9 protein-coding genes are annotated in these 13,733 nt (G+C 41.8%); 3 read left to right on the top strand and 6 right to left on the bottom strand.

Going from position 1 to position 13,733, the window contains the following annotated elements:
- Positions 1-10: 10 nt before the first annotated feature.
- The 3 genes from B0O44_RS21600 to B0O44_RS21590 are packed head-to-tail and all read right to left on the bottom strand — an operon-like array spanning position 11 to position 4,348.
- Entirely contained in the window at positions 11-739 is a 729-nt protein-coding gene (locus B0O44_RS21600) for a head GIN domain-containing protein (RefSeq protein ID WP_110834182.1), read from the bottom strand.
- A gap of 59 nt (positions 740-798) precedes the next feature.
- Positions 799-2,457 carry a M1 family metallopeptidase gene (locus B0O44_RS21595; RefSeq protein WP_110834181.1) on the bottom strand — a complete coding sequence of 553 codons (1,659 nt, stop codon included), beginning with the start codon at positions 2,455-2,457 and terminating at the stop codon, positions 799-801.
- Between the two features lie 13 nt (positions 2,458-2,470).
- Complete coding sequence (locus B0O44_RS21590) at positions 2,471-4,348, bottom strand: CocE/NonD family hydrolase (RefSeq protein ID WP_110834180.1); 1,878 nt, start codon at positions 4,346-4,348, stop codon at positions 2,471-2,473.
- A 106-nt stretch (positions 4,349-4,454) separates the two neighbouring features.
- Between B0O44_RS21590 and B0O44_RS21585 the strand changes: the two genes are divergently transcribed.
- The 3 genes from B0O44_RS21585 (at position 4,455) to lpdA (ending at position 8,055) form a co-directional block, all read left to right on the top strand.
- Positions 4,455-4,886, top strand: a complete 432-nt coding sequence (locus tag B0O44_RS21585; protein WP_110834179.1) for a GtrA family protein — start codon at positions 4,455-4,457, stop codon at positions 4,884-4,886.
- A gap of 24 nt (positions 4,887-4,910) precedes the next feature.
- On the top strand, positions 4,911-6,575 hold the full coding sequence (locus B0O44_RS21580; protein WP_110834178.1) for an ArnT family glycosyltransferase: 1,665 nt from the start codon (positions 4,911-4,913) through the stop codon (positions 6,573-6,575).
- Between the two features lie 73 nt (positions 6,576-6,648).
- The gene (gene lpdA, locus B0O44_RS21575; RefSeq protein ID WP_110834177.1) at positions 6,649-8,055 is read left to right on the top strand and encodes a dihydrolipoyl dehydrogenase; all 1,407 of its coding nucleotides are present in this window, start codon (positions 6,649-6,651) and stop codon (positions 8,053-8,055) included.
- 75 nt (positions 8,056-8,130) lie between these two features.
- Here the strand turns inward: lpdA and B0O44_RS21570 are convergent, their stop codons facing one another.
- The 3 genes from B0O44_RS21570 to B0O44_RS21560 are packed head-to-tail and all read right to left on the bottom strand — an operon-like array spanning position 8,131 to position 13,725.
- Complete coding sequence (locus B0O44_RS21570) at positions 8,131-11,316, bottom strand: efflux RND transporter permease subunit (RefSeq protein WP_110834176.1); 3,186 nt, start codon at positions 11,314-11,316, stop codon at positions 8,131-8,133.
- A 7-nt stretch (positions 11,317-11,323) separates the two neighbouring features.
- The gene (locus tag B0O44_RS21565) at positions 11,324-12,385 is read right to left on the bottom strand and encodes an efflux RND transporter periplasmic adaptor subunit (protein ID WP_110834175.1); all 1,062 of its coding nucleotides are present in this window, start codon (positions 12,383-12,385) and stop codon (positions 11,324-11,326) included.
- Positions 12,382-13,725, bottom strand: a complete 1,344-nt coding sequence (locus B0O44_RS21560; protein ID WP_110834174.1) for a TolC family protein — start codon at positions 13,723-13,725, stop codon at positions 12,382-12,384. The genes B0O44_RS21565 and B0O44_RS21560 overlap by 4 nt, the downstream gene beginning before the upstream one ends.
- Positions 13,726-13,733: the final 8 nt, after the last annotated feature.

Here is a 13,733-nt window from a genome sequence, read left to right as displayed (position 1 = left end):
ATCTGATCTCTTAGTCTTTGGTTATACTTCCCGAACCGACAATGACTTTATGAATTTCGGGATTTCCGCTGTAATGAACCGTTCCCGATCCGGTAATGGTTGCAGTGAGGGTTTTACTCACGCTCATGGCGATTTCTCCGGAACCGCTAATGACCGCCTTAAGGGATTCTGCGGAAATTCCTTTTCCGCCAAAATTCCCGGAGCCGGTGACCACCACGTTGGAATGGTCTGTTTTTCCACTCATAGAAATGTCGCCTGAGCCACTAATGACTGCTTTTAATTCATTGACATTTGCATTTGCTTTAATGTGTCCTGAGCCGCTTAAAATCACATTAAGATCTGTGCCGTTTACCGGACTTTCCATATCAATGGAGCCCGAACCGCTCATGACGAGTTTATTGATCTTTTTTGCTGTAATGTAAACCTGAACTTTTGCATTGCGGAAAAGTTTGTTCCATTCATTCCATTTGGTTTTTGGTTTAATTTCCAGTACACCATTTTTGACTTCAGTAGTCAGTTCTGCAATGGCATCCTGATCTCCCTCAAAACGAATGCTCTCCTGGTTTCCTATTTTAATATAAGCCTTAAGCGGGCCGCCTATAGCAACACCATCATAACCACTGACCTGAAAACGGGTCATTTTAGTTACAGGATGTACATTTTTAGTGCTGAAAGCAAGGTTTGCAGCTGAAGTGGCCAAAAGGACTGCTGCAAAAAAAATGGTATGGGATCTTTTCATATGTTTAGCTTTTTATAAATAGACTCTTTTTCTTCCTTAAAGTTGCACCTGGCCTGGAATTATTTAACCTTTTGTACAAGGACGTAAAAATTAGGATCTGCTCTGAACGTGTCTTCTTGAATTTCGGAACCAATTGTAGTTGATTTCCAGGTGTCTGAAGGATAAATATAGCTAAAATTGTTTTTATTCAGGCTTACTTTTACCGGCATATCAAATTTTTTGACTGCTGACTTCCAGCGGTAAATCAGTTGGTTTCTGAGGATTTTATATTCCAAAACCGGGACTTGACTGTTTCTAAGATACTGGTCAAAAATTTTATCCAGTTTAAGGCCGCTCTGGGTGCTGATGTAGTGCTCTACCTGGGCAGTACTTACTGTTTGGTGATGGAACTTTTTGTTCAGGCCTCTTAAGATCATCCGGAATTTTTCGTCATTGTCCAGCAACTGGCGGATCAGGTGGATCATATTTGCGCCTTTATAATACATGTCACCAGAGCCTTCTTTATTTACATTGTAAGGGCCTATAATAGGAATATCGTTGGCAATGTTCTTCCGTATCCCGGCTACATATGCAGAGCTGGCTGTTTTTCCTTGTTGGCATTCTGTAAAAAGAGCTTCAGAATAATTTGTAAAACTTTCATGGATCCACATATCTGCGATGTCTTTGGAGGTGATGTTATTGCCAAACCACTCATGTCCGCTTTCATGAACGGTAATAAAATCGAATTTTAAGCCCCAGCCTGTACCAGACAGATCTTTCCCCAGATACCCCATTTTAAACTGGTTTCCATAAGCCACGGCACTTTGATGCTCCATACCCAGATGAGGGGCTTGTACAAGTTTATAGCCATCTTTATAAAAGGGATAGGGGCCAAACCAGAATTCAAAACATTTCAGCATGGGCTTTACGTCTGCGTCCCAATGCGGCCTGGCCAGCAGGCTGTCCTGTTTTAATGCCCAGTAGTCAATGGACAGCGGGCCATTTTCACCAGGATATTCATCGGTCCAGTGTGCATAGTCGCCAATATAAAAGGTAACATTGTAATTGTTGATCGGATTACTGACAAACCAATTAAACTGGGTATAACCATCCGGTAGTTGTACTGTATTTCTCAGGCGTCCATTTGAAATTTCTTTTAAGCCTGCCGGAACACTTATACTGATCAGTACGCTGTCGGCTTTGTCACTCTGGTGGTCTTTGGTTGGCCACCAGGAGCTTGCACCCAGGCCCTGGCAGGCTACCGAAACCCAAGGTTTTCCATTTTTATCTTTACTGAATATAAATCCTCCGTCCCAGGGCGCCCTTTTTGCGACGACTGGATTTCCGGAATAAAAAACCTTAAAATGATCTTTTGCCCCCTTTTTTATGGTTCGGGGAAAAGTCACAAAAACTGCATTAAATTCCCTTGTAAAAGGAAGCTCTAGATCCATGTAAACAATTTTGTCTACTTTAAGATTGGCAAACAGGTCAAATTGAAGTTTATTGAAATCTTTTGTGGCTGTAAAGCTAAACTGGTTACTGCCACTAATGGATTTTTGATCAATATCTACTTTAACATCCAAATGATAATAATTGACATCATAACAGCTTCTTAAAGGGCTTAACATTCCCCTTAAGGTATCTGCCCTGCTTAAACCCTGTGCTTTGTGCAGGGGCTGGGCAATACAAAGGGTATAAGAGCACAGCAACAGACTTAAGCAGTACAGAAATCTTTTCATGAGGCCTCCTGGTTTATGGTTTTAGTACCGTAACCACCAATCCTGAAGCCTGTTTGCTGTCATGGTAAATCCGGTGGGTTGCTTTTTGAAAATCTTTATCTTCTGCGGTATAGATGTCCATGAACTTTTGGGGATTACGGTCTGCAATAGGGAACCAGGTATTCTGTACCTGGATCATAATGCGGTGTCCTTTTTTGAAGGTATGGCCCACATCCGGGATATTGTATTTTACTTCGGTAACCTGTCCAGGTACAAAGGGTTCAGGTTTTTCAAAGCTGTTGCGGAATTTTCCACGCATAATTTCTCCGCGGACCAGCATTTGGTAACCGCCCATAATCAACCCTTTAGGATTTGGTTTTGGATCTGCTTCATTTTCAGGGTAAACATCAATTAATTTCAGCACATAATCTGCATCAGTTCCAGTGGTGGAAACCACCAGGTCAGCAGTTAGTGGTCCGGTAAGGGTAATGTCGTCTGAAAGGACTTCCGATTGGTATACTTTCACGTCTGGTCTTCTTGCTGCAAATCTTTGGTCGTCGATCATGTATTCCCTTGTCCTTTTGCTTTGTATTCCATCCTGATAAGGCACAGGTTTGGAGGGATCACTTTCATACTCATCATAGCTGTTGGTCGCAGCGGGTTTTGTGAAACTTAAACCACCATCCGGTTGAAAATACAGTGTTTTTAATTCGGTGTCTTTGGGAGGCCAGGTTTCAAAATGTTTCCATTGGTTGCTGCCAGTCAGAAAAATAGTGGCTTCTGCCAGTTTGCTTTCGGGGCTGTCTTTCAAATAATGCATAAAGAAAGGAAATTCAATTTCTTTTTGGTACCAGGTACTGGTGGGCTGTCCAAACTGAATGTCACCAAAACTTTGCCCTGTACTTCTTGCCCATCCTCCATGAAACCAGGGGCCCATCACCAGGTTGTTTTTGGTGTCCGGATTTTGTTTTTCTATTGCTTTGTAGGTGTGCAGGGCTCCAAAGGCGTCTTCTGCATCAAAGAAACCCCCAACCACTAAAACAGCAGGCTTGATATTGGTCAGGTGTGGCAGAATGTCCCTTGCTTTCCAAAAGTTGTCATAGGTACCGTGGGCCATCAGGTCGTTCCAGAATTTGATGCTGTCGCCAAAGTATTTTTGTTTTACATTTTTTAGTGCTCCTAAATTCAGGAAAAACCTGTAATTGTCTTTAATTGGAAATTGGAATCCTTTTGGGCCTTTATCGGGGGTAATGGGTTTAGGACGTGGGACGCCAAAAGTAGAATAAAAGCTAAAAGCATCTGCAAGAAAAAGCACGCCGTTGTGATGGAAATCATCTCCACGAAACCAGTCGGTTACCGGGGCCTGAGGAGATACCGCTTTTAATGCCGGGTGCGCATCTGGTAAAGAAGTGGTGGAATAGAATCCAGGGTAGGATATACCGGAAATTCCTGCCTTTCCGTTGTTTCCCGGAATGTTTTTGAGTAGCCAGTCGATGGTATCATAAGTGTCGGAACTTTCGTCAATATCTTTTTTCCCCTTTTTATTGCTGATCTGGGGCCTGATGTCTTCATATTCTCCCTCACTCATCCATTTTCCTCTTACATCCTGGTATACAAAAATAAAACCTTCCCTCAGGAAAAGAGCAGAGGGGCCCAAAGAGGTTTTGTAATTGTTTTCTCCATAGGGAGAAACGGTGTAGGGGGTGCGGCTGATCATGAAGGGATACTTCCGGTTCTTATCCTTCGGAATATAAATGGAGGTAAACAATTTTACTCCGTCCCGCATGGGGATCAGGCGTTCTATTTTAGTGTAGTTTTCGCGGACATAAGCAGAGTCGCTTTGCTGAGCGTAAGTGCTTACTGTACAAATCACAAGCAGGACAGCAGCATAAAGAGATTTTAAAGGAGTCATGATGAAGGTATGGTTCAAAACATAAACCTACAAAAAATAGGGCTCAAAGCCTATGGTGCAATGTAAAATCGTTGTACCTTTAGAAATTAATATGTAAACAGCGCAAATGCCTGGACAAAAATTCAGTTTTTCTTATCTTTTATCCCTTGTACCGGAACGGCTTTTGTCCCTGATCAAATTTGGGATAACCGGAGCATCTGGTTTGGTGATTGATTTCTCCCTGACCTGGTTTTTTAAGGACGTTTTACATTTTAATAAATTTCTGGCTAATGGTATTGGCTTTACAGCTGCGGTGATCAGTAATTATTTTATCAACAAGTTGTGGACCTTTAAAAACAAAGATAAAATAGGCAAACAACTGGCTGCATTTATTTTGGTTTCGCTAATTGGTCTGATGCTGAACTCCTTCTTTATCTATTTGTTTAACAGTCAATTGTTGCTTAATTTTTACCTTAGCAAGGCAATCGCTGTTGTTCTGGTGTTTTTCTGGAATTTCAGTGCAAATTATTTCTTTGTGTTTAAAACTTCGAAAACTTAATATACGCTGACCAGTTTGGAAACCATGGAACAAAGCTCTCCGGAAAAAAGAATTCAGTGGCTGTATTTTTTTATAGCTATAGCTGTTTTGGTTAATCTTAGCGGCCTGTTTGTGACCATTATGGAACCAGACGGTGCACTTTATGCATCCATAGCCAAAAACATGCTGCTCAGAAATAACTTTTCGGAGTTGTTTGTGGAGGGAAGGGACTGGCTGGACAAACCACATTTCCCTTTTTGGGCTGCTGCAATTGCTTTTAAAATATTTGGCGTGCATACCTGGTCATATAAACTGCCAGCTTTGCTGGTGATGTTTATGGGAACGGCATATACTTATCGTTTTGCAAAAGATCTGTACACTAAAGAAACCGGACTTTGGGCAGCATTGATCCTGCTAACGGCACAACATACAGTGATTTCTAATATGGATGTCAGGGCCGAGCCTTACCTGACGGGGTTTATTATGGCGGCGGTATATCACTTTTATAAGGGACTGGGGAAGGGCTGGTTTGTTCAGGTACTTGTTGGTGCCCTTTTTGCAGCTTGTGCTGTAATGACCAAAGGAATATTTGCATTAATTCCTGTAGGGGGGGCTATTGCTGGCCATCTTATCTTGACCCGTCAATGGAAACTGTTGTTTAACCTGCGCTGGCTGGTGGCTGCCTTACTGATTTTGGTTTTTATCCTTCCCGAACTTTGGTGTTTGTACCAACAATTTGACCTGCACCCGGAAAAACTTGTTTTCGGAAAGCATGGGGTTTCCGGTGTGAAATTCTTTTTCTGGGACAGCCAGTTTGGACGTTTTTTTAACAGCGGGCCGATTAAAAAATCTCCAGGGGATCCTACATTCTTTTTGCATACCATTCTTTGGGCTTATCTGCCCTGGTCTTTTCTGTTTTATATTGCTGTGGTACAGTACATCCGAAAGGGGTATAAAAAGGTGCGTAATGTGGAGTGGTTTAACCTGTGTGGGGCAGGGTTAACTTTTTTGATTTTTTCGGCATCAAAATTCCAGTTGCCTTTTTACATTACGATCATTTTTCCTTTTTTTTCCATTTTGACGGCGGGTTATATTGTACAACTGGAAGCTGGAAAAATCTTTACGCGAATTCGTGTTATGCAACAGGCAATCCTTGTTTTAATGCTTGTGGCGGTTGGCCTTTTGCAGTTTTACTTCAGACCTGATCTTTCTGTTTTGGCATTGCTGCTGCTGGCCGGTTCCTTTATACTGATTGTCGCTGTATGGAGGATGCCTTCTGCCGGGAAATTTAAGGTATGGATGCAGTCGGCCGCAATTGCTTTTTTTGTACAACTGTATTTTAATATTGCTTTTTATCCAAAGTTACTGACTTATCAGTCGGATAGTGAAGCCGCTTTTTGGATGAATGTCAATAATAAAGAAAATCTGCCCGTAGTCCGGGTGCTTAACGGCCTTGCCTATGCCGTGGAGTTTTATTCAAATGATGAAATTTATCATTACAGATTGGGCGAACAAAATAAACTTCCCGCCAGGCCTTATTTGATTTATACGGAAGCCGACGTTGTTCCTTTGTTGGAAAATGAAGGAATCAAGGGACAGGTACTTAAAAATTTTAAAGGTTACCACATTACCAAATTAAAAGGTAAATTTTTGAACCATCATACCAGAGAAGGGGCTTTGACCACAAGTCAGGTGATACTCATAAAATAGAGAATAAGCCATAGCCTATGCTGGATTTATAATCGAATGATTAACTTTGCTTAACATAAAAAACTTTTAATATATGCAATACGATGTAGTTGTTATAGGTTCTGGTCCCGGCGGTTATGTAGGCGCCATCAGATGTGCCCAGCTGGGTATGAAAACCGCAGTTATAGAAAAATACAAAACTTTTGGTGGAACCTGCCTTAATGTAGGCTGCATTCCTTCAAAAGCCTTACTGGATTCTTCAGAACATTTTCATAATGCAGCACATACTTTTGGTACCCACGGTATAGATCTTAAAGATTTAAAAGTGAATATGCCGCAGATGATTGCGCGCAAAAATGATGTTGTTGCACAAAATACGGCGGGAATAACCTATCTTTTCAAAAAGAATAAAATTGATTCTTTCGAAGGAGTAGGTTCTTTTGTCGATAAAAATACGATTAAAATAACCAAAGCAGATGGTTCCTCAGAACAGATTACTGCAAAGAATGTGATCATTGCGTCAGGTTCCAAGCCTACAGCACTTCCATTTCTTCCTATTGATAAAAAAAGAATCATTACCTCAACGGAAGCCTTAAATATTACCGAGGTTCCAAAAACAATGGTGGTGATTGGTGGTGGCGTGATCGGCCTGGAATTGGGATCGGTTTATGCACGCCTGGGAACGAAGGTTTCTGTAGTAGAATTCATGCCCTCTATTATCGGTACTATGGATGCAGGATTGGGTAAGGAATTACAGCGTGTATTGAAAAAATCTTTGGGCATGGAGTTTTACATGAGCCATAAAGTAACCGGGGCAAGTGTAAAAGGGAAAACCGTAACCGTAACTGCTGACAATGCAAAAGGCGAGCAGGTAAAACTGGACGCAGATTATTGCATTGTGGCTGTTGGCCGTGTGGCTTATACCGACGGACTGGGGCTGGAGAACATCGGAATTAAAACCGAAGAAAGAGGAAATAAAATTCCGGTAAATGAACATCTGGAAACGGCTGTACCAGGTGTGTATGCAATTGGAGATGTCATCAAAGGTGCTATGCTTGCACATAAAGCGGAAGACGAGGGTGTTTATGTTGCCGAGCGTTTGGCAGGACAGAAGCCACATATCAATTATAACCTGATTCCGGGTGTGGTCTATACCTGGCCGGAAGTGGCATCGGTGGGTTATACGGAAGAACAGTTGAAAGAGAAGGGTGTAGCCTATAAAGCGGGTTCTTTTCCTTTTAAAGCCAGCGGACGTGCAAAAGCCAGCATGGATACAGATGGTTTTGTCAAAGTACTGGCCGATGCTAAAACCGATGAAATTCTTGGGGTGCACATGATTGGTCCACGTGCAGCAGATATGATTGCTGAGGCTGTGGTGGCAATGGAATTCCGTGCCTCGGCTGAGGATATTGCGAGAATTTGTCATGCCCATCCAACCTATACAGAAGCCATTAAGGAAGCAGCGATGGCCGCTACCGATAATAGGGCCATTCACATGTAATTTCTTTATAAATTATAATAAAAAAGAAGCCCCCGGAAATTTTTCCGGGGGCTTCTTTTTTATTGAACCTGGATGTTAATGGTCCAGGTCGTATTCTTTTACATCTTTATGAGTGTATGGTTCGACCATGAGTTCCTCAATGGTTTTTCCTTTTTTGTTGAAACCTAAACGTTCCAGGATGTTGTCAAATACCTGGTACATGACCGGAACAACAATCAGTGTAAGGAACAGGGAACTAGTTAGACCTCCGATAATTACCCAGGCCAGACCATTTTTCCATTCTGCTCCGGCACCACTCGCCAATGCGATTGGAAGCATACCGATCACCATGGCGATGGTGGTCATCAAAATTGGACGTAAACGTGCATGGTTGGCCAGAATCAACGCTTCATGAGTGGTTTTTCCTTCTGCCTTCATCTGGTTGGTAAAGTCAACCAGGATGATCGCATTTTTAGCCACCAAACCAATGAGCATGATCAGACCCAATATCGTAAAGATACCCAGGGACTGGTTGGCAAGCGCGAGCGCAAGCAGAGCTCCGATGACAGAAAGCGGGATAGAAAACATAACCACTAGTGGATAAATGAAGCTATCATATAAGGCCACCATAATCAGGTAAACCAAAATAATGGAAGCCAGTAAGGCAATACCCAGGGTTCCGAAACCTTCACCCTGATTTTCTTCGTCCCCGCCCCATTTATAACTTACGCCGGTTGGTTTTTTAAGTTTTCCGTTCTTTTCAAGTTCATCCAGCTTGTTTCTAAAGTCGGAAACAATGGTACCGGTTGGCCGTCCAATAGATTGGGCTTGTACGGTCACAGAAGTACTTTTGTCTCTTCGCTCCAATTGACTTGGCCCTGAACCTTCTTTAATGTCTGCAAACTGCGAGAGTTTAATTTGTTCTCCGGCATTATTGATAAAGATCAGGTTCCGGACATCATCTATATTCTTACGGTTGAAAGTCTGATAACGGATATTAATATCATACTCATATTCCCCCTGACGGAATTTACCATCTGTATTTCCGCTGAAAGCCGTTTGCATGGTGGTACCTACCGTTTGAAGGGTAAGGCCCAAAGCGGACATCTTATCCCGGTCTACCTGAACGTTGATTTCCGGGCTTCCTTTCTCAACCGATAATTTTAACTCCGCAGATCCTTTAATTCCGGCAAGCACACTTTTAGCGCCCTCTGCATATTTCATGGCACTTTCCAGGTCCGGACCCATTACCACAAGTTGAATCGGTGCATTCTCGGCAATACCCAAAATACTGATCGGAACCGTTTTTACTTTTGCCCCAACCAGGTAATGCGAAAGCTCCCTGCTCAGCTTAGTCGCAAAGATATTGGATGGATCTTTACGTTTTGAACGGTCTACAAGCATGACGTCAATCTCTGATTTATAGGCTGTTGCCTGCGTTCCTCCAAAATCCCCTGAAGCTTGTCCAACCGTAGTGATGGTCTGCACGATTTCAGGTTTTTTTGATAAAAATGCCTCTGCTTTTTGAGTAATCTGATTGGTCGCTTCCAGGGAAGCATCTTTTGGCAGTTCAATCTGGACCAGGAACTCCCCTTTATCGCTTTTAGGGAAAAACTCTGTCCCAATAAAACCATATTTGGTTAATCCACAAGAACTAATAAGTAGTAAGAAAACGCCTCCAATGGTTATTGCTTTATGTTTTAGAGTCCAGGTCAAAATACCGGTAATCCAGTTGGTAAAGGTGTGCAGTTGTTTTTCAAACCATAGGATAAAACGCCCGAAGATATTTTTACCTTCTATTTTTTCGAGTTTACCAAACCTGGAAGACAATAAAGGTACAATGGTAAATGATGCAACAAGGGATAGTAGGGTTGCAATGATAACCACCACGCAGAATTGGCGTAGAATGTTAGATACCAGTCCGGTACTTACTGTGATTGGAAAGAACACGACCACAATAACAAAAGTGATGGAAACAACAGTAAAACCAATTTCTTTTGTGGCATCAAATGCTGCACGAACCTTGTTTTTACCCATTTCCATATGCCTGTAGATGTTTTCCAAAACCACGATGGCATCATCCACCAGGATCCCAACCACAAGGGAAAGGCCCAATAAAGACATCAGGTTCAGGGTATAGCCAAACAGACTTATGCCAATAAAGGTGGCAATCAGTGAAGCCGGAATAGACACCATTACAATAGCGGCATTACGTAAACTGTGCAGGAAGAACAACATGACAAAGGCCACCAGGATAATCGCAAGGATCAAATCGTGGATTACCGCATCAGCAGATTCTAAGGTGAAAATAGAGCTGTCGTTGACAATTTTTATTTTGAGGTTATTTGGCTGGTAATCCTTCTGAAGTGTCTCGATAACTTTATGCATCTGTTTACTCACTTCTACCGCATTGGCGTCAGTTTGTTTAATGATTTGCACGGCAATAGCGCCCTTCCTGTCAATACGGGCTATTTTTTTTGCATCTTTTTGGGAATCCTGTACATCACCAACGTCCTTCAGCCTAACCTGTGCACCACTTTTGCTGGTTGCCACAACAAGATTTCTCAGTTCTTCAACATTTCTGTATTTACCGGATAAACGGATCAGGATTTCCTGTTTGTTTGTTTTCACGCTTCCGGTAGGAAAGTCAAGATTTGAAGTTAGGATCGCCTGCTGAATCTGGGGAACAGATAATCCGTATCCCTGGATTTTATCTGCATCAAGACCGACTTGAATTTCTCGTTCCTGACCGCCAATAAGATTCACCTGGGCAACGCCATTTACCCGGGAGAGGATTGGAGCAATCCGTTTGTCCATCAGGTCATAAAATGTGGCATCATCCATACTGGCAGAGGCAGACATGGTGATTACGGGTAAGTCGTCAAGAGAGAACTTATTTAAGGAAGGTGGTTTTACATCCGTAGGTAAATTTGCCAGGATGGCATTTACTTTACGCTGCGCATCATTTAAAGACAAATCAATATTTGCTTTATCTGTAAGGGTAATGGTAACTGTGGAAAGTCCTTCAAAAGAGACTGCGTTTAGTTTTTTGATGTTCTCCAAAGAAGAAACCGCGTCCTCAATTTTTTTGGTTACCGTATTTTCTACCTCATTTGGAGAGGCCCCTGGATATATAGTAGAGATGGATATGGTGTTGTTGGAAAACTTAGGCAATAACTCATATCCCAACGAAAAGTAGCTCAGTAAGCCCATGAGTGTTAATGCGGTAAAAACCACAATAACAAGGGTTGGACGCTTTATGGAAATTTCTGTAATCTTCATTTTTATCTTATTTTACAGTGGTTACAGGTGTGCCATCTGTGAGGTTGATTTGTCCGCTTATAATTGCAATTTCTCCTTCTTTCAGACCGTCCAGAATTTCTACGCTATCACCCAATATTCTGCCGGCAATTACATGACGAAGTTTGGCTTTACCATCTTCGAGAACAAAAATCTGATTGCTGCTTACACTGCCCACAAAAGCAGTTCTGGGAATGGTAATGGCTGGCGCCTGTTTAGGAAATTGAAAAACGGCTGTTCCATACATCCCTGCTTTTATGGTATTAGCCTTATTGTTTTCCACAAGGATTTCTACAGGAAAGTTTAACGCGTTATCTGCTTTAGAGGCGATGAATGTGATTTTTCCAATGAAGGTATCTGTAGGAAAAACATTGGACTTAATCTGAACCGTATTTCCAAGTTTCAGGTTGGCTACCTGACTTTCATTTGCATTTACTTTCAATTTCAGTTTACTTACATCAACCAGCTCAAACAATTGAGTGCCCTGGGCGTTTACAAAGGCCCCAACCTCTATGTATTTTTTGTTCACCACACCATTGATTGGGGATTTAATATTGGCATCACTAACCTTACGCTGGGAAGCTTGTAACCTTAGTTTTGCATTTTCTACGGCGAGTTTTGCCTGGTCCAATTGCTGCTGGGTAACACCTCCGGTTTTAAATGAGCTGCTGTATCTGGCTTCGTCCCTTAATGCATTTTGAAGCGTAGCTTCGGCAGTTTCTTTGTCGGTATTGAGAATTTCTGCATCGATGCGGGCAAGGACCTGGCCTTTGCTGACGTGATCGCCTTCTTTTACATAAATTTTGCTCACACGTCCGGAGTTTTCATTCAGCAGGTTGAGTTCTGCAACAGGAATAAAATTTCCGTTTGCAGTAAAATCAAGGTTTACAGTGTCTTTTTTTATCGTTGCAACACGAACACTGACGGCACCACTGCCCTGGGCAATAAAAGAAGTTACGGCTTCATTCTTCTTTTTATTGCTGTTGAGTACAAAAGCTATTCCCGCAATAGCAAGTATGATAACGATAGCTACAATAATTCCTCTTTTCATTTTAATAGTGATTTTATATTTCCGTTTGATTTTATAAGTTGTATTTCGGCGATTTTATAATTCAGCAATGCTTGTGTATAACTGTTCTGTGCCTCAGTTAATGCGGTTTCAGTATCCAGAAGATCAGTTAAGGTTGCCAAACCATTGTTGTAATTGTTTTGAGTGCTTTTATAAATTTCATCTGCCAGTTCTGCGTTTTGCTTTTGGGAGATGATCGTTGTTAAGCTGTTTCTTAATTGAATTTTGGCATTTTCATAGGCCATATTCAATGAATTTATAGATTCTCTTCTATCTTCTTTGGCTTTTCTGATGTCAATGTCCGCCTGACGGATTTTTGAGCGGGTTAAGAAGCCGTTAAAGATTGGTACTTTTAAGGTCAGACCTACGGCCGATGCGCCATAACCTATAGCGGCGGCATTGGAGCTTAAGAAGTCAAATCCACCACTCTGGCTTGAATAGGTATAGTTACCAGTTAACGCTAAGCTTGGATAGTATTCTGCTACATAAGCTTTACGTTGGAGCGATAAAAGTTTATCCTGGCTATTTAACAATTTGATTTCCGTTCTGTTGTCCAGAGAAAGGGAATCTGTAAACTGCGGTAAGCTGGTGACTTCGGTAAGTTCCGTTTTAGGTAAGGTAATCTGCGTGCTTACGGGCATACCCATTGCAAATTTCAATTGGTTTTCCAACTGGGTTATTGCATTGGAAGTTTGCTCGCGTTGGGTCAATAAATTGGTAAGTTTTACTTTAATCCGGTCTACATCAATTTTTTTTGCCAAGCCATTTTCATATTGATTAGATATGACTTTTTCAGTAACCTTTACATTTTTGATGTTGTTGTCTACCACATTTAACTGTTGCCTATTGACCAAAACCTGATAATAGTTGTTGGCAACCAGCTCAATGATTTGTTCTTCTGTCAATTGAGCAGTGAGGTTGTAATATTCTTCACTGGATTTTGCCGCCTGTAATCCGGTAAAAACCTGTTGATTGAACAGTTGTTGGGAAAGTTGTATACCTGCAGTTGAATTCCAGTTCTGGCCTAATTTAATGGCTTGTGTGGTCCCTCCAAAATTAGCAACCAACTGACCTATAATCGGGTTATAGGTTAAACCGGCATTACCTGTAATCTGGGGCAAGGCCTGCGCCCTTACTTCTTGTGTTTTGTATTTTCCACCATCTATGTCGAGTTTTGCTTTGCGTACTTTGACACTGTTTTGAATGGCGTAATTCAAGGTTTCTTTCAATGTAAGGACCTGCTGGGCCTTTAGGGAACTGCTTAAACAAAGGCCAAGCAGCAGCAGCGGGATTAATTTTATGCTTTTATGGTTCTGGTTCATTTTCTCGT

Origin of the sequence: Pedobacter nutrimenti (assembly GCF_003208655.1) — a bacterium.
Lineage (GTDB): Bacteria > Bacteroidota > Bacteroidia > Sphingobacteriales > Sphingobacteriaceae > Pedobacter > Pedobacter nutrimenti.
The sequence above is the reverse complement of the archived record's forward strand: the minus strand, read 5'-3'. Positions and strand labels throughout refer to the sequence as shown.